This is a genomic window from Actinomadura sp. NBRC 104412 (genome assembly GCF_030269515.1).
Classification (GTDB): Bacteria; Actinomycetota; Actinomycetes; order Streptosporangiales; family Streptosporangiaceae; genus Spirillospora.
The window spans coordinates 198,571-220,037 of sequence record NZ_BSTM01000002.1 but is presented as its reverse complement, the minus strand read 5'-3'; the positions used below and the strand labels follow the sequence as shown (position 1 = coordinate 220,037).

The following is a 21,467-nucleotide window of genomic DNA, read 5'->3' as shown; positions in this document are numbered from 1 at the left end:
GCCCGGAATCCGGGAGAGTATGAAACGACGCCGTTCGACGCGGCGCGCGAACCTTCGGTCAGGACGGGTGGTGGTACCGGTGGACTCGCCAGGACCCGCGGTCGCCCGCGACGAGGAGCTGCGGGCCCGGCTCGCCACGGGCGACGAGGAGGCGCTGGCCGAGATCTACGACCTGTTCGCACCCCTGGTGTACGGGCTGGCGCGGCGGGTGACGGCGGACGCCGAGGCGGCCGGCGACGTGACGCAGGAGGTGTTCGTCGGGCTCTGGGAACGGCCGCTGTCGTTCGACCCGGCGAAGGGCTCGCTGCGCACCTGGCTGGCGACGCTGGCGCACCGCCGGGCGGTCGACTGGGTGCGCCGGGAAAGCCGGCACCGGCGGCCGCCGCCGTACCTGGAACGCGAGGGCAACGGGCATCCCACGGTCGAGGAGGTGGTCGTCGAGGGCGAGCTGGCCCAAGGGGTCCGCCGCGGCCTGCACGCGCTGCCCGGCCCCTTACGCGAGGTGCTGGAGCTGGCCTACTACCGCGGCCTGACCTACCGGGAGGTGGCGGTGACGCTCGGCATCCCGGAGGGGACGGCCAAGTCCCGGATCCGCAGCGCCCTGGCCAAGCTCGCCTCGGACCTCGAACGCGAAGGACTGAGCACGTGACCGCCCGCGCCATCGGTCACGGCGTCCCCGGGTCGCCGTACCCACTGGTGAATCGGGCGGCGGAAGCGTACCTTCGGAAGGAGGGCCGGGCTTGAGCGAGGAAGGACATCCTGACGTGGACAGGGCTCTCGCCGCCTGGGCACTGCACGCGTGCCCTCCCGACGAGGCCGCCCGGATCGACGAGCATCTCGCGTCCTGCCCCGGCTGCGCCGCCGAGGCGGACCGGATGCGCCGCACCTCCGCGCTGCTCGCGGCGGTCACCGAGACGGCCCCGCCCCCTTCGCTGCGCGCCGATGTGCTGTCGGCCGCGCGCCGCAGGCGCAGGCCCGGCGTCGCCATGGGCCTGTCCCCCGGCCTCGCCGACGCCTACGCCCGCCAGGTGGCCCGGATGGACGAGCTGCTGGCCTCGCTCACCACCGACGACTGGCGTGCGCCCGTCGCCAAGTACGACTCCGTGCGGCAACTGGTGGACCACCTCAACCGCAACGACGCCGCGTTCGCCGGCGACCTCGGGCTGGTCGCCCGCGCGCACGACCCCGGCCCGCGCGGCGTGTGGCACGCGCAGGCGGAGGCGGTGCTGCGCGGCGTGTCCGCCGACACGACCCTGCTGGAGCGGCCGGCGGCCCTCGCCGGTCCCGGGCCCCGCGTCGTCCGCGCCCCGGCGCGCACCGGCCTGGTGCAGCGGACGTTCGAGACCTGGACGCACGCCGACGACATCCGTGCGGCCATGGGCCGTCCCACCGAGCCGCCGCCGGGCGAGCACCTGCGGCTCATCGTCGAGATGGCCGTCCCGATGCTGCCGCAGGCGCTGCGGGGCATCGGCCGTGCCCGTCCCGGGCGCACGGCACGGCTCAGGCTGACCGGACCCGGCGAAGGCGAGTGGCTCGTCCCGATGGCGCCCGGTCCCGTCGGCGCGGGTCCGGGTCCGGCACGTCCCGACGTCACGGTCACGGCCGACGCGGAGGAGTTCTGCCGGCTGGTGGCCAACCGGCGCAGGCCCGAGACGTTCGCGCACGTCACCGACGGCGACCCGGCGCTGGCGGCCGACCTCCTGCACGCCGCCGCGACCCTGGGCTGCGACTGAGCCGTCCTGAGACGGCGTTTGGATGAGGCGAGTTCGGAAGTGGCCCTATCCGGCCACTCGCCCATCCGTAACGGGCGGCGGGTCCGAAAGCGGGACGGATGCGGTGCCGGACGAGGGCACCGCCGACCCGCGCAAAGGACACTGCGATGTCACTACTCCTACCCGCCCGGCTCCGCGGCGCGGCCATGCTGGCGGCCGGCGCGGCGCTCGTCGCGAGCGGGCTCGCCGGGCTGCAACCGGGGGCGGCCACGGCCTCCAGCCACCGCGAGGCCCCGCTGATCTCGGGCATGGCGCCCTACGACAACGTGGACGTGTACGCGTTCGTCAGCCCGGACAAGCCCGACACGACCACGCTGATCGCCAACTTCTGGCCCTTCGAGGAGCCCGCCGGCGGACCCAACTTCTTCAAGTTCGCCACCGATGCCCGGTACGAGATCCACGTCGACAACGACGGCGACTCGCTGCCGGAGTTCACCTACCGTTACACCTTCAAGGACACCTACCGGAACCGTAACACCTTCCTGTACAACGTGGGACCCGTCCGCAGCCTGGACGACCCCAACCTCAACTTCCGCCAGTTCTACGACCTGACGCTCATCTCGCGGCGCGGCGGCGCGGTGCACAGCACCCGCACGCTGGCCAGCAACGTGCCGGTGGCGCCGTCCAACGTGGGCAAGGCGTCGATGCCCGACTACCGGGCGCTGCGGCGGCAGGCGGTCAAGACGCTGCCCAGCGGCACCAGCACCTTCGCCGGCCAGTCGGACGCGCCGTTCTCGCTGGACCTGCGGGTCTTCGACCTGCTGTACGGCGGCAACCTCAAGGAGGTCGGCAACGACTCGCTGCGCGGCTTCAACGAGCAGTCCATCGCCATCCAGGTGCCGACCAGGGCGCTGACCAAGCCCGGCCAGCCGATCCTGGGGATCTACTCCTCGGTGTCGCGGCAGAGCGCCTCCGGGCAGTGGCACCAGGTGTCCCGCCTGGGCCACCCGCTGGTCAACGAGGTCGTCATCCCGCTGAAGGACAAGGACAAGTTCAACGCGTCCATCCCGTGGCACGACGCGCAGTTCCTCAAGTACGTCACCGACCCCGAGGTGCCCAAGCTGATCCAGCAGATCTACAACATCCCGGCGCCCAAGACCCCGCGCAACGACCTGGTGCAGGTGTTCCTCACCGGCGTGCCGGGCCTGAACAAGCCGCCGAACGTGCGTCCCGCCGAGCTGATGCGGCTGAACACGTCCATCCCGCCGTCGCCGAACCCCAAGCGGCTCGGCGTGCTGGAGGGCGACAACGCCGGGTACCCGAACGGGCGGCGCCTGCAGGACGACGTCATCGACATCACGCTGCAGGTCGCCGAGGGCGAGCTGGTCGGCAACAAGAACGACCTCGGGGACGCCGTCAACGCCAACGACGTGCCGTTCGAGAAGAGCTTCCCCTACGTCGGGCTGCCCACCTCCGGGTCGGACGTCCGCGGCGGCAAGCCGATGAGCGGTGCCGGCAGCGGCTCCGGGGGCGGCGGCAAGGCCAAGCCCGCCGGCGCCACGATGATCAATGGAGGGAACGTGGCGAACAACTCGCCGGCCGATGAGGACGGCGGCTCGCCGGCGATCCCGCTGCTGGCGATCGGCGCGGGCGCGGCCTTCGTCACCGGTGGCGGGCTGCTGTGGTGGCGCCGCCGCGGCATGGCGGGCTGACAGCCCCGCACCGCCGTCCACGCCCTCCCGATCCGATCCGAGAGAACGGCGGCCGGGCCGCGTGCCCCGTGCGCGGCCCGGCCGTCCGGAGGACCTCCCCCATGACTCGTCTCGCCCTGGCGCGCCTGCTGACGGGCGGCCTCATCCTCGCGATGGTGGCCGGGCTGACGCTGGCCGCCGCCATCAAGCCCCGCGACGACGGTCCCGCGTCGCAGAACACGGCCGTGACCGGGTCCGTGGAGCAGGTCTCCGCGTCGACGCTCAGCGCGAGCATCGGCCGCTTGCAGCGCCATCTGCGCGAGCAGCCCAACGACGCCCGTAGCTGGGCGGCGCTCGGGCTGGCGTACGTGGAACGCGCCCGGACCACCGCGGACTCGTCCTACTACCCCAAGGCCCAAGGGGTGCTCGACCGGTCGCTGAAGGTGGCGCCCGACGACAACGACACCGCCTACGCGGGCCTCGCCGCGCTCGCCGCTGCACGGCACGACTTCACCAAGGCGCTCGCGCACGCCGACAAGGCCCTGCGCATCAACCCGTACAACGCGCGTGCGCTCGCGTCCCGCGTCGACGCGCTGGTCGAGCTGGGACGCTACGACGAGGCGCTGAAGGCCGCGCGCAAGGCCGACACGACCTCACCGGGGATTCCGGCGTTCACACGGCTGGCGTACGTCGAGGAGCTGCGCGGGCGCACCGGTGAGGCGCGGCGGATCCTCAATCTCGCCGCACGCGCGGCGAACGACCGGGGCGACCTCGCCTACGTCCGTACCCGGCTCGGTGAGCTCGCCTTCGCCCAGGGCGACCATGCCGCGGCGGGACGGGAGTTCGCCACCGCCCTCAAGGCCGACCCCGCGGACCTGGCAGCGCGCATCGGGCAGGCCCGCGTGCTCGCGGCGACCGGCGACCTGGCCGGCGCGGTCAGGGAGCAGGAGTCCGTCGTCGCCCGCGCCCCGCTGCCCGGCAACGTCACCCTGCTCGGCGAGCTGTACGAGGCGCGCAAGCAGCCGGACAAGGCGCGGCAGCAGTACGCCGTCGCCGGGACGTGGGCCACGCTCGCGCAGGCCAACGGCGTCACGCCCGACCTGGAGACGGCCCTGTACGCGGCCGACCACGGCGACAAGGCGGCGGCGCTGCGCGCGGCCCGGGCCGAGTGGGAGCGGCGGCGCAGCGTGCACGTCGCGGACGCACTGGCCTGGGCGCTGCACGTCAACGGCCGCGACAAGGAGGCGCTCGGGTACGCGCGCCAGGCCCTGCGCCACGGGTACCGGGACGCCACGTTCCTGTACCACCTCGGCATGATCGAGAAGTCGCTGGGCCGCCGCGACGACGCGCGCCGCGACCTGGCGGCGGCGCTGCGGCTCAACCCGGCGTTCTCCGTCCACCACGCGCCGCTGGCCCGCGCGGCGCTGGCCGACCTCGGCGGAGGCGGAAAGTGATCACGGCACTGGCGGTGGCGGGAGCGATCGCGGCCGCCCCGGTCGCGCACCCGCTCGGCAACTTCACGGTGAGCCGGTACGACGGCCTGATCGCCGCGCCGCGGGAGCTGCGCGTCGACCACGTCCAGGATCACGCGGAGATCCCCGCGTCGCAGGTGCTCCGCACGACGGCCGACCTGCCGCGCTGGGCGTCGGCGGAGTGCTCGAAGGCCGCCGCGTCGTTCCGTGTGACGGTGGACGGGCGCCCGGCGGCGGCGACCGTCCGCACGGCGTCGGCGCGCAAGCTCCCCGGGCAGGCCGGGCTGCCGACCCTGCGGCTGGAGTGCGGCATCGCCGTCCCGTACGGGGAGGGCTCCCACCGGATCTCCTTCCGGGACGAGGGCGCGGCCGGGCGGCTCGGCTGGCGCGAGGTCACGGCGACGGGCGACCGGATGACGCTGACCTCGTCCAACGTGGCCCGCGCCTCGCGCAGCGCCCGCCTGACCTCCTACCCGGAGGGTCTGCTGGACTCGCCGCCCGACCAGCGCGGCGCCGAGCTCACCGTCCGGGAGGGCGGGCCGGCGCTCGGGCAGGGCACCCGCGAGGGGACCCGCCGGATCCTGCCGAACGACGCCTCGTTCACCGAGCTGGTGAGCCGGCACCGGCTCACACCGGCGTTCGCGCTGCTCGCGCTGCTCATCGCGCTGGGCCTCGGCGCCCTGCACGCGCTGGCGCCCGGCCACGGCAAGACGATCATGGCGGCGCAGGCCGCCGGGCAGGGGCGCCGTTCCAAACGGGACGTGCTCACGCTCGGGCTGACGGTCACCGTGACCCACACCGCCGGGGTGCTGGCGCTCGGGTTGCTGGTCACGAGCGGTTCCGCGCTGGCCACTCCCGCCCTGTTCCCCTGGCTGGGGGCGATCTGCGGGACGGTCGTGGCGGTCGCCGGGATCACCCTCCTGCGCCGCGCCCTCCGCAGATCCCACCACCACGCGCACGGTCATGGGCACGGACACGGTCATGGGCACGGGCATGGTCATGGACATGGGCATGGACATGGGCATGGGCATGCGCACGGTCAGGAGGATGGGCGCGGACGTAGGAACGTGCTGTTGATGGGGTTCGCGGGCGGGCTGATGCCGAGTCCCTCGGCGGTCGTCGTGCTGCTCGGTGCGAGCGCCCTCGGGCACGCCTGGTTCGGGCTGCTGCTGGTGCTCGCGTACGGGGCGGGCCTGGCGATCACGCTGGTGGCGATCGGGATGCTGGTGACCGGCACCGGGCGGCTGCTGGCCCGCCGCATCCCCGCGCTGGCGGCCAGGGTACGGGCCGTGCCGACGCTGCTGCCCGCCGGCACGGCCACCATGGTCATCCTGCTCGGCCTCGGCCTGACCGCGCGCAGCCTCGCCACCCTCGCCGCCTGAGCGGCCGGGCTACCGCCTGGCCGGGACGTACAGGCGCACGTCGTCGACCTGGGCGCTGCCCTCGTAGAAGTTCATGTGCGGGTCGCCGAACATGAAGTGGTCGGGGTAGGCGGACCCGGCGGGCCAGGTGTCGCGGTGGACGAGCGTCCCTCCGGCACCCGTCCACGTCCAGTCGGCGTTGAACCGCCCGTCGTACTCCTCCGGCTTCTGGTTGTAGTGCCAGATGGGCTCGTCGTCCTGGACGAACGCGCGGGTGTAACGGAAGGTCGCCCGCCCGACATGCGCGAAGACCCCGGACATCTCCATGGTGTACGCGCCGTCGCGGCGTTCGATGGCGAACCGGTAGCTCTCCTTGGGAAGGAGCTCCGGCCGCAGGTCCACTTGGGACACGATGGCGCCGCCCTTGGCGAAACCGCACTCGCTGTGCATCAGGTACTCGGTGCCGGGCTGCGTCGGGTACCGGCGGTCCTCGGTCATGAAGATGGCGTTCACGCCGTTGCCCGTCCCGGCCCCGTACGGCTCGTACTGCTTGGTCGCCGGGTTGCAGTAGCGCAACCCCGAGCCGGTGTACTTGTAGCGGTTGTAGGAGTCCATCGCCACCTTGCGGTGGACGTGGATGAAGTTGTTGTTGTGGGGCGCGACCCGGTCGTAGTCCATGATGCCGAGGTAGTAGAACCCGTTGGAGTCGGTACGCACGTCGGCCCACGAGCACTCCGGCCTGGAGAAGTCACCGCCCGACGCCCAAGGGAAGTTCGTCTTGCACCCTTCGGGCGAGTAGCCGTTGATGCGGCCGTCCGGGTAGTCCCAGGAGCCATCGCGCTGGCCGCCGAAGTCCAGGCCGCGCAGCGTCATCTCGACCCGGTACTCCGCGGGCAGCGCCTTGGTGGACCGGATGAGGATGCCGCCGTGGTGGCTGGGCTCGTCCAACCGGGCGACGCCCTTGGCCGTGGTGAGCGTGGGCGGCGCGTCCGGCGTGCCGTCCTTGTCGGTGTCGCGCGCCGCCAGTTCCGCCGTGAGCCAGCCCCCGGCCCCGAAACCGAACGACTTGCGGTAGGTGTCGAACGTGCCGAGTTGCCGCCGGAACTCCGGCCCGCCCACGGCGTCGAAGAACGCGCCGTCGTTGTCGTAGATGTCGACGTTGTAGGGGCTGCCCGGTCCGTCGTCGTCGCGGGTCCAGGGGGCGCGCCGGTCGTCCAGTGAGCGGTCGAAGGTCTCCGAGCGGACCAGCCGCCAGTCCCCCGTCCCGTGCCCTTGCCCGGCGGCGCCCGCCGCCGTGGCCGGTGCCGCGGACAGCGCCAGCGCCACCGGGAGCACCAGCGCCGCCGTGGCCCGCCCCGTCCGCCGTGCCGGTCGCGACCGCTTCATCCGCCGTCCTCCGTCTCGTCGTCCGCGCCACGCCATGGCATGCCGATGATCACATCATGATCAAGATGAGGTTAGACCGATCCATCCGTCCCCGGCCATGGCAAACCTCCACAAGACTGGTATTGACCACATGGCCTGGGCGACGTGCTGTGGGGACACAGAGCGTGGCACGGTGCCGAGAGGTATTTACCATTGGGCCGTCGTTCGGCGATGGGACGCGTTCGCGCCGCCGGTTCGCGGGACGGGCCGTCCCTCGGCGGCGTTCCGTGGTGCGCGCGGAGCGCCGGTGAGCGCGGCGGGAACCACCGCCCGCGCGGTGTCGTTTCTCAGCAGAGCGGGTCCCGACCGGTATGACATGATGCGGGGCACACCGGACCCAGCGCGATCCACGACGACCTACCGCAAGGAGCGAAATGACCATCAAGCCGACCGGGGACGACCTCCACACCGTCTTCGCGCGGTCGGACCTCGGCGGTGATGACAGGCTCGACCTGATGGAGTTCGGACTGCTCCTCGACAGCCTGGGGCTGTCGTGGACGCGTTCGGAGACCCAGGACAGGTTCGAGCGCGCGGACACCAACCGGGACGGTTTCATCTCGTTCGCCGAGCTGCGCGTCCTGCTGGAGGCGCAGGGATGGGCCCCGGACGGCGTCCGCTCCGCCCGGGGGTGACCGGCGGCCCCGGCCGGGGGCGGCTCGCCCGCCGGGCCGGGGGCAGGCGTCACACGGCGCGGCCGCGCATCCTGCGGTAGGCGCGCACCAGCGCGGCGGTGGACGGGTCGGGCACCGCGTCGGCGGACGGCGGCTCCGCCGAGGTCAGCGCGGGCGTCAGGTCCTGAGCCAGGACCTTGCCGAGTTCCACGCCCCACTGGTCGAAGGAGTCGATGCCCCAGATCGTCCCCTCCACGAACACGATGTGCTCGTACAGGGCGATCAGCTGCCCCAGCGTGGACGGCGTCAGCCGGGGCGCCAGGATCGTGCTGGTCGGGCGGTTGCCCGGCATCACCTTGTGCGGGACGAGGTCCGCGGGCGTCCCCTCGGCGGCGATCTCCTCGGCGGTCCTGCCGAACGCCAGCGCCGAGGTCTGCGCGAACAGGTTCGCGGTCAGCAGGTCGTGCATGCCGCCCCCGTCGGCCTGGACGTCGGTGAACGGCTCGGCGAACCCGATGAAGTCGGCGGGGACCAGCCTCGTCCCCTGGTGCAGCAGCTGGTAGAAGGCGTGCTGGCCGTTGGTGCCCGGCTCGCCCCAGAAGATCGCGCCGGTCTGCGCGACGACCGGGGCGCCGTCCGCCCGCACCGACTTGCCGTTGGACTCCATGGTGAGCTGCTGCAGGTACGCGGGGAAGCGCGCCAGGCGCTGGCTGTAGGGCAGCACGGCACGGGTCTGGGCGCCGAAGAAGTCGGTGTACCAGACCCCCAGCAAACCCATGATCACGGGAAGGTTGGACTCGAACGGGGCGGTGCGGAAGTGCTCGTCGATCGTGTGGAACCCGTTCAGCATCTCCCGGAACCGCTCCGCGCCGATGGCGATCATCAGTGACAGCCCGATCGCGGAGTCCATCGAGTACCGGCCGCCGACCCAGTCCCAGAACCCGAACATGTTGGCGGTGTCGATGCCGAACGCGGCGACCCGCTCGGCGTTGGTGGACACCGCGACGAAATGCCGCGACACCGCCTTCTCGTCCCCGAGCCGGTCGACCAGCCAGGCGCGCGCCGCGCGGGCGTTGGTCAGCGTCTCCAGGGTGCCGAACGTCTTGGAGCTGACGATCACCAGGGTCTGCTCCGGGTCGAGCCCGTCCAGGACGCCGGTCACGTCCGCCGGGTCGATGTTGGAGACGAAGGAGCATGAGATCCCCGCGTCGGCGTAGTCGCGCAGCGCCTCGTAGGCCATGGCGGGCCCCAGGTCGGAGCCGCCGATGCCGATGTTGACGACGCTGCGGATGGGCTTGCCGGTGAAGCCCGTCCACTCGCCCGAGCGGACCCGTCCCGCGAAGTCGGACATCTTGTCGAGGACGGCGTGCACGTCGCCGACCACGTCCTGGCCGTCCACCGTCAGCCGCGCGTCCCTGGGCAGGCGCAGCGCCGTGTGCAGGACGGCGCGGTCCTCGCTGACGTTGATGTGCTCGCCGGAGAACATCGCGCCGATGCGCTCGCGCAGGCCCGCCCGCTCGGCCAGCGCCACCAGCAGGCGCAGGGTCTCGTCGGTCACGCGGTGCTTGGAGTAGTCCAGCAGCAGGTCCCCGGCGGTCGCGGTCATCCGCTCGGCGCGTCCCGGGTCCTCGGCGAACAGCTCCCGCAGATGCAGCCCGGCCAGCAGCGGATGGTGCTCGGCCAGCGCGGACCACTCGGAGCTCTCGGTGATGTCCATGTCCCCTCATCTCATCGACGTGCCGGCGTCCGTGCCCGGGCCGCTCCCCTGTCCTTGCCCGGGCCACCGGCCGCACACCACACGTGATCATAGGAGGGGCGCCCACGGTCACGCCGCCGGTCCGGCGATCCGCTCTACCGCACGGCCATACGCCGCGGGGCCGGCCCGTGGGGAAGCCCGGCGGGAACCTGGTCGGGACCCGTACGGGCCAGGGCGCCCTTCCGGCGCAGGCGCAGCAGCGCGGCACCGGCGGCGAGCGCGGCCGTCACGCTGACCGCGCCGGCCAGCACCAGCGCGGCGCGGGGGCCCAGCAGGTCGCACATGGCGCCCAGCGCGGGACCCCCGGCGGCGCCGGACGCGGCGCCCACCATGCCCTGTGCGGCGATCACCCGGCCGCGCAGCCCGCCGGGGCTGTCGAGCTGCACCCGGGTGCTCACGGTGGTGTCGATCACCACCGCGGCGGCGGCGATCGGCAGCATCAGCGCGCCGAACACCGGCAGGTTCGGCGCGACGCCGCTGGCCATCTGGCCGACCGAGCAGGCCACCGCCATGACCGGCAGCAGTGCCAGGGAGAGCCGTGAGCGGGAGGCGGCGAACAGCCCGCCCAGCACCGTGCCGACCGCGAAGAGCACCGACAGCGCGCCGTACCCTCCGGCGCCGCCGTGCAGCGGGCCGTCGCTCATCGCGGCCATGGTCACCTGGTAGTTGCGGCCCAGGCTGCCCAGGACGAACGCCAGGCCCAGCGTGACCAGCAGCCAGGGCGTCCGCAGGACGTGGCGCAGCCCCGCGACGACCCCGCGCTCCCCCGGCGCCGCCTTGGGCACTTCGTGCAGCTCACGGTGCCGCATCAGGATGAGGGCGGCGAGCACGGCGGCGAAGCTGGCGGCGTTGGCCGCGAACGCTCCCGGCACCCCGACCACGGCGATCACCACGCCGGCCAGGCTCATCCCGAGGATCCGCCCGCCGGAGCTGAGCACCGAGCCCAGGGACAGGGCGTTCGACAGGTCCTCGGGGCCGACGATCTCCATCCCGAACCGCGCCAGCGACGGGCTGGTCAGCGCGGTGACGGCGCCGGACACGAACGAGATCGCGTACAGGCCCATGGGGCCCGAGGGGTCACCGGCCGCCAGCAGGGCCAGGAGGGCGGACAGGGCCATCTGGACCGACTGGCCGGCCATCACCACCCGGCGGGCGGGCAGCCGGTCGGCGATGGCGCCGCCCAGCGGGGCGAGCGCGAGCGTGGGCACCGCCTGCAGGAGCAGGCCCAGGCCCACGCTCGTCGCCGAATGGGTGATGGACAGGACCAGCCAGTTGAGGGCCAGGACCTGCATCCAGGTCCCGGTGACCGAGATCAGGTCGGCCGCCGCCCACAGCCGGTAGTTGTGGTGGCGGAGGGAGCGCAGCATGGCGGGGAGAGCCAAGGTTTGGGCTTCTTCCATCGGGGGCAGAACGACCTGTTGAACGTCATGCCCCTTTCCCGGCTTCCGGTCAGGCCGGAATATGAGGCAGGTCACGTAGGCCCGAAGCGGCGGGCGCGGGATGCGGTTTCCCTTGAAACCCATCGGGCACGACCCCCACAAAACCGCAGCTTCTGGGGGAATCGGGCATGAGCATCGCGACGACCAATCCCGCGACCGGGGCGGTGGAGGCGACCTTCGAGGCGCTGAGCGGCACCGAGATCGACGCCCGCCTCGAACGCGCCCGCGAGGCGTTCGCCCGGCAGGGCTCCACCACGATCGAGGAGCGCGCCGGCTGGATGGAGGCCGCCGCCGGCATCCTGGACGGCGAGACCGACCAGATCGCGGCCATGCTGACCACCGAGATGGGCAAGACGATCAAGGCAGCGCGGGCCGAGGCGCACAAATGCGCCAACGCGTGCCGCTTCTACGCCCGCAACGCCGCGCGCTTCCTGGCCGACCGTCCCGCCGACCCCGAGGCGGTCGGGGCCGAACGCGCCTGGATCCGCTACCGGCCGATCGGCCCGGTGCTGGCGGTGATGCCGTGGAACTTCCCGCTCTGGCAGGTGATCAGGTTCGCCGCCCCCGCCCTGATGGCGGGCAACGTGGGCCTGCTCAAGCACGCCTCCAACGTCCCCAGGACCGCCCTGTTCCTGGAGGACCTGTTCCGCCGCGCCGGCTTTCCCCCGGACGCCTTCCAGACCCTGCTCGTCGGCTCCGACCAGGTCGAACGCATCATCCGTGATCCGCGCGTCAAGGGCGCCACGCTGACCGGCAGCGAGCCCGCCGGACGCTCGATCGGGGCGACCGCCGGGGCCGAGATCAAGCCGAGCGTCCTGGAGCTGGGCGGCAGCGACGCCTTCGTGGTCATGCCCTCGGCCGACATCGCCCGCGCCGCCGAGGTCGCCGCCACCTCCCGCTGCCTCAACAACGGTCAGAGCTGCATCTCCGCCAAACGGTTCATCGTGCACACCGACGTGTACCAGGAGTTCGAGCGCCGCTTCGTCGAGAACATGCGGGCCCGGCGCGTCGGTGACCCCATGGACGAGTCCACCGACATCGGGCCGCTGGCGTCCGAGCGAGGCCGGTCCACGATCGAGGAGCAGGTCGCGGACGCGGTCGGCTCGGGCGCCACCGTCCTGTGCGGGGGCCAGCGGGTCGAAGGCCCCGGCTGGTTCTACCCGCCCACCGTGATCACCGGGGTCATGCCGGGAATGCGGATGTACCACGAGGAGGTCTTCGGGCCGGTCGCCTCGCTGTTCCGGGTCGACGGCATCGACCAGGCCATCGACCTCGCCAACGACACCACCTTCGGCCTCGGCGCCAACGCCTGGACACGGGACGCCGACGAGCAGGAGCGTTTCGCCGACGACCTGGACGCCGGCCAGGTCTTCATCAACGGGATGGTCACGTCCTTCCCCGACCTGCCGTTCGGCGGCACCAAGCACTCCGGCTACGGCCGCGAGCTGGCGGACCTCGGCATGCACGCCTTCTGCAACATCAAGACCATCTGGGCAGCCGCCTGACCGCCCTCCCCGGCGGACGCGGTCTGCGCAAGCCCACGTCCACCAGGGAGGCGGACGGGCTCAACCGGTGTCGATGTTGGCCAGGTAGGACTCGTTGCCCTGCGCCCCGGCCGCCGTGCCGGGCGGGACGATCTCCTCCAGGCGCCGGAACGCCGACGGATCCAGCGTCAGGTCGCCCGCCGCGGCGTTGGCCCGGGCGTTGGCGGCCTTGCGCGTTCCCGGGATGGGCAGTGCGCCACGCTCGATCACCCAGGCCAGCGCGAGCTGGGCGGCCGTCACGCCGTACTCGGCCGCCAGGGTCGCGACCCGGTCCGCCAGCGAGACGTTGTGGTCCAGATTGGGCCCCTGGAAGCGAGGGTGGCCGCGCCGCCAGTCGTCCTCGGCCAGGTCGGCTCCGCTGCGCACCTGCCCGCCCAGCAAACCGCGCCCCAGCGGGCTGTACGCGACGAAGGTGATCCCCAGTTCCTCGCACACCCCGGCGCGGCTGGGTCGTCCCTTGCGTTCCCTGCTGCCTCCGAACCTTGTTCGGCGACTGGCGGCGGTGATGGGCTTCCACTCCGCGTAGATCGGTGACGGCCGCCTTGGCGTGCCAGGCAGCCCTGACCGCTGGCGATCACCTGTGCGAAGCTGACACGAAGCTGGGCCGCTGATGTAGGGAAGGCGCGATCGGCCGACGAGCGCAGGTGGCGCCGTTGGAACGGCGTGGCCCTGGTTGATTTGGGGTGTGTTCTGGTGGTGTGGTCGCGGGTGCGAAGGTTCAGTGGATTTGCTGGGGGACGTTCCAGGGGTTGCTGTCGCGGAGGGGTGGTGGGAGGAGGTCCTGCGGCCAGTTCTGGTAGGTGACGGGACGGAGGAAACGCTCGATGGCGGCCGTTCCGACGGATGTGGTGGACGGCGTGGTGGTGGCGGGGAAGGGGCCGCCGTGTTGCATGGCGTGGGTGACGGAGACGCCGGTGGGCCACTGGTTCCAGAGGACGCGGCCGCTGCGGTCTGCCAGGACGCCCGCCAGACCTGACAGCTCGGCGGTCTCGTCGGGTTCGGCGTGCAGGGACGTGGTGAGCTGGCCGGGCAGCTTCGCCAGGACCACGGCGACGTCCCGGAGGTCCTGGTAGGTGACCACCAGGCCGAGCGGGCCGAAGCACTCCTGGGAGGCGGCCTCGCTGTCGGCGGCGAACGCGGCCAGGTCCATGGTGAGCAGGCGGGGCGCCGTCGAGGTGTCGTCGTCGGGCCAGAGGACCCGGCGGACGCCGGGGCGCTCGCCGAGCCGCCGGGCGGTGTCGAGGAAGCCCGACTCGATCCGGTCGTTCAGCATCGGGGCCGCCCCGACCTCGGACAGGAGGCCCGCGATGCGATCCACGATGGCGTCCCCGGCGGGGACGAACATCAGCCCGGGGTTGGTGCAGAACTGGCCCGCGCCCATGGTCACCGAGCCGACATAGCCCTTGGCGATCTCCTCGCCGCGGTTCTTGGCCGCCGCGGCGGTGACCACGACCGGGTTGATGCTGCCCATCTCGGCGTAGAAGGGAATGGGCTCGGGACGCTCGGCGGCGATCTTCGCCAGGGCCAGCCCGCCACGTTCGGAGCCGGTGAACGCGGCCGCCGCGATCCCCGGGTGGCGCAGGGCCTCGACTCCTTCCCGTTCGCCTTCGATCAGGGCGAACGTCCCCTCCGGCACTCCGGCGTCCGACAGCGCGGCGGTGACGATCTCGGCGGTGCGCCGCGAGAGCCCGGGGTGGCCCGGGTGCGCCTTGACCACGACGGGGCAGCCCGCGGCGAGCGCCGAGGCCGTGTCACCGCCCGCGACGCTGAACGCGAACGGGAAGTTGCTCGCCGCGAAGACCAGCACGGGCCCCACCGCCGTCCGGTAGCGGCGCAGGTCGGGACGGGGGCCGGTGGGCCAGTCCGGGTCGGCGCGGTCGATCCGCGCATCGTAGGACCGGCCCGAGGCGGCCTCTTCGGCGAACAGCTTGAGCTGGAAGACCGTCCGGGTCAGTTCCCCGTTCAGCCGGGGCGTCTCACCCAGGTGGGACTCGGCGTCGGCCAGGGGCACCAGTTCGGAGCGCGCCGCCTCCAACGCCTCGGCGACGGCGTTCAACGCCCGCGCCCTGGCCTCGGGGGGCGTCGCCGCCCATTCCTCGGCCGCCGCCATCGCGGCGGACACCGCCTGATCCGGCGTGCTCATGCGCTGCTCCTCTCGATCGGTCCCCGGGCTGACCGCACCGTGGTGGGCACGACCGCCGTCCGAAGGCACGGCCTCATCGCGATCCTTGCGACGTCGTCAAGTCCTTGCCCCTTCGTCCGATGCCGTCCGTCCGGTGATCGCACGTCCACGCTGATCATCGGCGCCACGATACCGAGGGCCGCAATACCCGCCTCGGCGGCGATCCACAGGCTGTGCTCCCACCGCGGTACACGTCGCCAGGCGATTGAGAGGGGCGCAGCGTTGGGCGGTCCGCCGGCGCGGTGACTCTGGTGTACGGCGACTGGCCGTCACGCTGCTGGACGGTGGCACACGCGACGCTGAGCCTCACCGTGTGGTCGGCGTGAGGGTGTGCACACGGGTCCCACCGGCGGAGTACTCGTTGGTCGTCGTGAGCAGGTCGGTGGCGGCATCGATGGACTCATCGGGGAAGGGCTCGGGGTGTGGGATTGTGGCTGGGTTACGGAAGGGAAGGGGCTGTGACCTGTGGTGGTGATGGTCGGGTCATCGGTGCGGGGCTGGTGGGTGGGGTGGCTTGGTGTTCATAGGACGAAGCCTTCTGGGAAGGGGTCGGTGGGGTCCAGGAGGTAGTCGGCGGTGCCGGTGATCCAGGCCCGGCCGGTGAACTCGGGGATGACGGCGGGGAGGTCGCCGATCGTGGTTTCGGCGATCAGGCGGCCGGTGAAGCGGGTGCCGATGAAGGACTCGTTGACGAACTCGGTGTGAAGGGGCAGGTCGCCGCGGGCGTGAAGCTGCGCCATGCGGGCGGAGGTGCCCGTGCCGCAGGGTGAGCGGTCGAACCAGCCGGGGTGGATGGCCATGGCGTTGCGGGAGTGATTGGCGTCCGATCCGAGTGCCAAGAACTGGACGTGCTTGCAGCCGCTGATGGCCGGGTCGACGGGGTGGTGGGGCGGGGCGTGCTCGTTGATGGCCGCCATGATGTCCAGGCCCGCTCGGAGGATGTCGTCCTTGCGGGCGCGGTCGAAGGGAAGCCCGAGGGGTTCCAGTTCGGTGATGGCGTAGAAGTTGCCGCCGTACGCCATGTCGTAGCGGACCTCTCCCAGCCCGGGGACGGGGACGACGGCGTCCAGGGTGAGGGAGAACGAAGGGATGTTGCGCAGGGTGACGTTCTCGGCGACGCCGTCGCGGACGGCGACCCGGGCCTCGACGAGACCAGCGGGGGTGTCCAGGCGGACGATGGTCTCCGGCTCGGTGACCTCGACCATCCCGGTCTCGACGAGGACGGTGGCGACGCCGATGGTGCCATGCCCGCACATCGGCAGGAAGCCGCTGACCTCGATGTAGACCACGCCCCAGTCCGCGTCCGGGTGGAGGGGCGGCTGCAGGATCGCGCCGCTCATCGCCGGGTGCCCGCGCGGCTCGTCCACCAGGAAGCGGCGCAGGCCGTCGAGGTGCTCGACCGCGTAGCGCCGGCGTTCGGCCATGGTGGCACCGGGGATCGGCGCCACGCCGCCGGTCACCACCCGGGTCGGCATGCCCTCGGTGTGGGAGTCGACCGCGTGGATCGTACGGACGGACCGCATCAGCCCGCCCGCCGCTGGAGTGCGTCGATCGCGCGGGTCATGTCGGCGGTGACGGCCTCCCGGTGCGCCGGGACGAGGGGGCCGCGCGGTGGCCTGCACGGGCCGCCGTACCGGCCGACCATGTCCATGCCGAGCTTGATGGCCTGGACGAACTCGGTGCGCGAGTCCCACCGGAACGCGGCGACCAGCGGCTCGTAGAGCGCCTTCGCCTCCTCCAGCTTGCCCGCCGTGGCCAGCTCGAACAGCTCGGCCGACTCGGCGGGGAACACGTTCGGGAACCCGGCGAACCACCCGGTGGCGCCCATCAGCAGCGCCTCGAGCGTCACGTCGTCGGCTCCGGCCACCACCTCCAGACCCGGGGCCCGCTCCTTGATCTCCAGTACGCGGCGGACGTCGCCGGAGAACTCCTTGACCGCGACGACCCCGTCGATCTGGGCGATCTCGGCGAGCAGGCCCGGGGTGAGGTCCACCTTGGTGTCGATCGGGTTGTTGTAGACCATGACCGGCAGTCCTACCGAGGCCACGGCCTCGAAATGGGCGATGACCTCGCCGTGGTTGGCGCGGTACATGGTGGGCGGCAGGCATAGGACGCCGTCCGCGCCGTCCTCGGCGGCCAGTTCGGCCCAGTGCTTGGCCTGGTGGGAGCCGGGGCCGTGCACCCCGATGACCACGACGCCGTCGCCGCCCACGGTCTCGACCGCGGTGCGGGCGACCCGGCGGCGTTCCTCGTCGGTGAGGGAGGAGTACTCCCCCAGCGAGCCGTTGGGCCCGACGCCCCGGCAGCCGTTGTCGACCAGCCACCGGCAGTGCTCGGCGTACCGGTCGTAGTCGACCGCGAGCCCGGCGGGCGCGGAGGGGTCCTCGCGGTACGGCAGGGCCGTCGCCACGATGACTCCGCCCAGCGTCTCGACCTTCTTATCGCCGCTCATCGGGCGTCCACCTCTCATCGTCGGATTGCGGATCACGGGTGTCGGAGCGCGCCGCCGGCTGCCCTTCCCGCCGCGGGACCGCCTTGGAGGCACGGCCGTTCGCACCGGCGTCTTCGGGGTCGAGCGCCGCCAGTTCTCCGAGGCGGATGGGCTGGGCGATGGGCCGGCGGTGCGGCGTCGCCGGGGGCAGGCCCGTCTCCGGGCGGCCGGGGCCACCGGCGGCCCTGCGGGCGAGGAGTTCGGCGACCGTGGGGCCGCAGACGCGGGCTTGGCAGGGGCCCAGACCCGCGCGCGTGCTCAGCTTGACCGGGCGGGCCGCGGCGCCCGCCGGGTCGCCTGCCGCTTCGCAGAGGGCGCCGTACGTGGTCCCCTCGCAGCGGCACACGACCGTGCCGGGACGCAGCCACCCCGGCCAGCCGTCGCCGATCGGGTGGGCGGCGGCGAGCCGGGCCGCGAACGCGCGGCCCTGGTCGCGCCGGCGACGCGCGAGATGGCTTTCGGGAGCTGCGGGCGAGCCGCCCGCCGCCAGCCATCCCGCCAGCAGGCCCTCGGCGCGAGCCGCCGGGGCGCCCGCGATTCCGGTGATCTCCCCTGCCGCGTACACCCGGGGGACGCTGGTGAGCTGATCGTCGTCGACCCGTACGTAGACCTCGGCCGCGGAGACCTGCCGCAGGGCGCAGCCCGCGGCGACGGGCAGCTCCAGGTGGGGCGTGAAGCCGTGGGAGACGCAGACGGCGTCGACGGGCCGGCTGCGTTCGGTGCCCGGGATCACCGACCAGTCGGGACGCAGCTCGGCCGTGACGACCTCTTCGACCCGGCCGTCGCCCCTCGCCTCGATCACCGCCCGTCCCATCCGGTACGGGACGCGGTGCCGGGCCAGCAGGGACGTGTAGGAGGCGAGCTCGGCGGCCTTGGCACGCTGGGCGGCCAGTTCCCAGGGGCGGCGCGTCCACCCACGCAGGACTGCGGCGGGCCGCCCCGCCTCCAGGACCTCCCGGACGTGCGAGCCCGCGTGCAGTAGGGAGGCGGCGACGGGCAGCAGGAACGGCCCGGCACCGGCCACCACCACCTCGTCCCCCACGGCGAGCCGTTCGCCCTTGGCCAGTGCCTGTGCCGCGCCGGCGGTGAAGACACCGGGCAGGTCCCACCCGGGGAAGGGCAGCACCCTGTCGTGCGCTCCGGGCGCCAGGACGAGCGCGTCGGGGTCGAGCACGTGAGCTTCCCGTCCCGCGCCGTCGGCCGGGCCGCGCAGCACATGCACCCTGGGCGGACGCGGGACGGTCGGGTCGCCGCGTTCCAGGGACCAGACCGTGCTCTCGGGCCACCACGCGCAGCGCGGATGATCCAGTACGTGGCGGCGCATCCGCTCGAAGTCGCGGTGGACGCCGCCCGCCCCGCCGAGGTCATCGGCGTCGTAGGGCATCCGGTGGTACTGGCCTCCAGGCCGGTCGGCCGCCTCGATCAGGGTGACCTCGGCCCCGGCGCGCAGCGCCGCCGCCGCGGCCGCCAGCCCGGCCGGACCCGCCCCGATGACCGCCACCCGCCGGCGAAGCCCGCTCATCGCGCCTCCCCCGCTTCGTCCGGCTCCCCGGACCCGGCCGACTCCAACGACTTTCCCGGCTCTCGGGAGTCGCCCGCTTTACCCGATCGGCTCGGCTCTTCGCGCTCGCTCGCTCCCTGAGCACGCTCCGCGACGCGGACCCGCCCGTCCTCCCCGGACGAGATGGACTCCGCAGACTCGCCCGCCCCGCCCGGCCCAGACGTCCCCAGCTCACTGCCAGCGCCCGGCGCAACGGGAGCGTTCACACCCACAGACCCGCCCGGCTCCCCAACCCCGTCCAGCGCACCGCCGACGCTCGGGGCAACGGGTGTCCCTCGACCCGCAGACCCGCGCGGCTCTCCGGGCGTGTCCAGCGCGCCGCCGACGCTCGCCTCGCGGCCAACGCTCGGGGAAACGGGTGTCCCTGGATCTGCGCACCCGCCCGGCTCGCCAACCGTGCCCCGCGCACCGCCCTCTCCGGGCGGGTCCAGCGCGCCGCCGACGCTCGAGTCGCCGCCGACGCTCGGGGCAACGGGTGTCCCTCGACCCGCAGACTCGCCCGGCTTTCCTGGCGTGTCCAGCGCGCCGCCGACGCTCGCCTCGCGGCCAACGCTCGAGGAAACGGGTGTCCCTGGATCTGCGCACCCGCCCGGCTCGCCAGCCGTGCCCGGCGCATTACCAATGCTCGGCTCGGGGGCAGGGATTGGCATAGTGGGTGGGCTTGGTTCGGGGGGCTTGACGGGTTGGTTGGGGAGGCGGGATTGGGTGGTGATGGTGTCGCCGTTGGTGGCGCGGCGGCGGCAGGCGCGGACGTCGGGGATGCCGTTGACGGTGAGCAGGCAGTCGAAGCAGGCTCCGATGCCGCAGAAGACCCCGCGTGGCGCGCCGGAGGGGCCGCGGCGCCATGAGAGGCGGCCGGCGGACAGCAGGATGCCTGCGATGGTCTGGCCCTGGACGCCTTCGAAGGGCTCGCCGTCGACCGTGATGCGCAGCGGTGGGCCGGGGCGGGGGCCGGGGGCCGGGCGCGGGGTCATGGCTGCTCACCGCCGGGGACCGCCCGTCCGGCGGCAGGGGGTGAGCCGGGCTCTGCCAGGGCGAGGGGGCGGTCGACCCGGAACGGGGTGATGTCCATTTCCGGCTCGCGGGAGAGCAGGCCGTCGGCCAGGAGCCTGGCGGTGCCCACGGACAGGCCGATGCCGGCGCCCTCGTGGCCGGTGGCGTGCCAGAGGCCGGAGAGGCGGGGGTCGGGGCCGATCAGCGGAAGGTGGTCGGGCACGTAAGGCCGGAAGCCACCGTAGGCGCGCATCACGGCGGCGCCGGACAGGCAGGGGAACAGCCGGAGGGCCTTCGCCGCGATCCGGGACAGCACGCCGGGGTGGAGGCGGTCGTCGAATCCGACGCGGCGGCGGGACGAGCCGAGCAGGATCGTGCCGGCGCGGGTGGACTCCACGACCGCCGAAGTCTGGAGGTCGCCGGAGCCGCTACCCACGGCGCCCACATAGTCGGCGTCGTAGACCTTGTGGAACACGGTCGGGGGCATGGGGGCGGTCACCAGCACCTCGCCGCGGCGGGGACGGACGTCGACGGGGGCGCCGAGGCGGGCCGACAGCTCGCCGGCCCACGGCCCGGCGGCGTTGACGAAGGCGTCGCCCTCGATCAGGCCCAGCGTGGTGCGCACACCGGTGATGCGCCCGCCCCGGCTCACCGGGCCCAGCACCTCGCATCCGGTGCGGAGGACGGCGCCCGCCCGCAGGGCCGCGCCCAGCAGTACGCTCGCGGCGCCGGACGGCTGGACCTGGGCGTCCTCGGGGTAGGCGAAGGCGGCGGTGACGTCGCGGGCCAGGTGGGGCTCGGCGGCGGCCAGCTCGGCGGCGCTCAGCGGCTCGGCGCGGACGCCCGCCTCGCGCTGGGAGGCGGCGAAGCCCCGCAGGTCTTCGGCGCCCGCTTCGGTGGTGGCGACGACGATGCCGCCCTTGGGTTCCCATTCGGCGGGGCGGCCCCCTTCGGCGAGGACCTCCGGCCACAGCCGCCGGGAGAGGCGGGCCAGCTCCAGCTCGGGGCCCGGTCCCTTGTCGGAGACCAGGACGTTGCCCTCGCCGTGCGCGGTGGTCGCCGCGGCGGGGCCGCCCCGGTCGACGACGATGACCTCGCATCCGGCCAGGGCCAGCTCGCGGGCGCAGGCGGCGCCGATGATCCCGGCCCCCAGCACCACGATCCGTGTCGCCCGCACCTCGCCCCCTCCCAGTCATCGATCGTTCGGTTTACCGAACGGCTTCGAGAGT

General features: G+C 73.2%; 17 protein-coding genes. 7 read left to right on the top strand and 10 right to left on the bottom strand.

Annotation, left to right across the window (positions count from 1 at the left end):
- Positions 1-79 precede the first annotated feature (79 nt).
- From QSK21_RS03450 to QSK21_RS03430, 5 genes are all read left to right on the top strand, one after another.
- Entirely contained in the window at positions 80-649 is a 570-nt protein-coding gene (locus QSK21_RS03450; RefSeq protein ID WP_285693682.1) for an RNA polymerase sigma factor, read from the top strand.
- Positions 650-740: 91 nt separating this feature from the next.
- Positions 741-1,733, top strand: coding sequence for a maleylpyruvate isomerase family mycothiol-dependent enzyme (locus QSK21_RS03445; protein ID WP_285693681.1), 993 nt, complete (start codon positions 741-743; stop codon positions 1,731-1,733).
- Positions 1,734-1,879: 146 nt separating this feature from the next.
- Complete coding sequence (locus QSK21_RS03440; protein ID WP_285693680.1) at positions 1,880-3,424, top strand: DUF4331 family protein; 1,545 nt, start codon at positions 1,880-1,882, stop codon at positions 3,422-3,424.
- 101 nt (positions 3,425-3,525) lie between these two features.
- Positions 3,526-4,857: a tetratricopeptide repeat protein gene (locus QSK21_RS03435; RefSeq protein ID WP_285693679.1), complete on the top strand. Its 1,332-nt coding sequence runs from the start codon at positions 3,526-3,528 to the stop codon at positions 4,855-4,857.
- Positions 4,854-6,257 (top strand): nickel/cobalt transporter, encoded by a 1,404-nt coding sequence (locus QSK21_RS03430; protein ID WP_285693678.1) that lies wholly within the window; start codon positions 4,854-4,856, stop codon positions 6,255-6,257. Before QSK21_RS03435 ends, QSK21_RS03430 begins: the two co-directional genes overlap by 4 nt.
- Positions 6,258-6,266: 9 nt before the next feature.
- Here the strand turns inward: QSK21_RS03430 and QSK21_RS03425 are convergent, their stop codons facing one another.
- The gene (locus tag QSK21_RS03425) at positions 6,267-7,622 is read right to left on the bottom strand and encodes a hypothetical protein (protein WP_285693677.1); all 1,356 of its coding nucleotides are present in this window, start codon (positions 7,620-7,622) and stop codon (positions 6,267-6,269) included.
- A gap of 413 nt (positions 7,623-8,035) precedes the next feature.
- Here QSK21_RS03425 and QSK21_RS03420 point away from each other — a divergent pair, with 413 nt between their 5' ends.
- Positions 8,036-8,293 (top strand): EF-hand domain-containing protein, encoded by a 258-nt coding sequence (locus tag QSK21_RS03420; protein ID WP_285693676.1) that lies wholly within the window; start codon positions 8,036-8,038, stop codon positions 8,291-8,293.
- A gap of 49 nt (positions 8,294-8,342) precedes the next feature.
- Here the strand turns inward: QSK21_RS03420 and pgi are convergent, their stop codons facing one another.
- Entirely contained in the window at positions 8,343-9,989 is a 1,647-nt protein-coding gene (gene pgi, locus QSK21_RS03415; protein ID WP_285693675.1) for a glucose-6-phosphate isomerase, read from the bottom strand.
- A gap of 134 nt (positions 9,990-10,123) precedes the next feature.
- Positions 10,124-11,410, bottom strand: coding sequence for an MFS transporter (locus tag QSK21_RS03410; RefSeq protein ID WP_285693674.1), 1,287 nt, complete (start codon positions 11,408-11,410; stop codon positions 10,124-10,126).
- Between the two features lie 185 nt (positions 11,411-11,595).
- Between QSK21_RS03410 and QSK21_RS03405 the strand changes: the two genes are divergently transcribed.
- The gene (locus QSK21_RS03405) at positions 11,596-12,972 is read left to right on the top strand and encodes an NADP-dependent succinic semialdehyde dehydrogenase (protein ID WP_285693673.1); all 1,377 of its coding nucleotides are present in this window, start codon (positions 11,596-11,598) and stop codon (positions 12,970-12,972) included.
- A gap of 60 nt (positions 12,973-13,032) precedes the next feature.
- Here QSK21_RS03405 and QSK21_RS03400 read toward each other — a convergent pair whose 3' ends face one another.
- The 7 genes from QSK21_RS03400 to QSK21_RS03370 all read right to left on the bottom strand — a co-directional run bounded on the left by QSK21_RS03400 (position 13,033) and on the right by QSK21_RS03370 (position 21,415).
- Positions 13,033-13,446 carry an aldo/keto reductase gene (locus QSK21_RS03400; RefSeq protein ID WP_285693672.1) on the bottom strand — a complete coding sequence of 138 codons (414 nt, stop codon included), beginning with the start codon at positions 13,444-13,446 and terminating at the stop codon, positions 13,033-13,035.
- Between the two features lie 283 nt (positions 13,447-13,729).
- Positions 13,730-15,154 carry an aldehyde dehydrogenase (NADP(+)) gene (locus QSK21_RS03395; RefSeq protein WP_285693671.1) on the bottom strand — a complete coding sequence of 475 codons (1,425 nt, stop codon included), beginning with the start codon at positions 15,152-15,154 and terminating at the stop codon, positions 13,730-13,732.
- Positions 15,155-15,714: 560 nt separating this feature from the next.
- Complete coding sequence (locus tag QSK21_RS03390) at positions 15,715-16,716, bottom strand: proline racemase family protein (RefSeq protein WP_285693670.1); 1,002 nt, start codon at positions 16,714-16,716, stop codon at positions 15,715-15,717.
- Positions 16,716-17,645 carry a dihydrodipicolinate synthase family protein gene (locus tag QSK21_RS03385; RefSeq protein ID WP_285693669.1) on the bottom strand — a complete coding sequence of 310 codons (930 nt, stop codon included), beginning with the start codon at positions 17,643-17,645 and terminating at the stop codon, positions 16,716-16,718. The genes QSK21_RS03390 and QSK21_RS03385 overlap by 1 nt, the downstream gene beginning before the upstream one ends.
- Complete coding sequence (locus tag QSK21_RS03380) at positions 17,632-19,206, bottom strand: FAD-dependent oxidoreductase (RefSeq protein WP_285693667.1); 1,575 nt, start codon at positions 19,204-19,206, stop codon at positions 17,632-17,634. Before QSK21_RS03380 ends, QSK21_RS03385 begins: the two co-directional genes overlap by 14 nt.
- A complete protein-coding gene (locus tag QSK21_RS03375; RefSeq protein WP_285693666.1) occupies positions 19,203-20,219 on the bottom strand; it encodes a 2Fe-2S iron-sulfur cluster-binding protein in 1,017 nt (338 codons plus the stop codon). Before QSK21_RS03375 ends, QSK21_RS03380 begins: the two co-directional genes overlap by 4 nt.
- On the bottom strand, positions 20,216-21,415 hold the full coding sequence (locus QSK21_RS03370) for an NAD(P)/FAD-dependent oxidoreductase (RefSeq protein WP_285693665.1): 1,200 nt from the start codon (positions 21,413-21,415) through the stop codon (positions 20,216-20,218). Before QSK21_RS03370 ends, QSK21_RS03375 begins: the two co-directional genes overlap by 4 nt.
- Positions 21,416-21,467 lie beyond the last annotated feature (52 nt).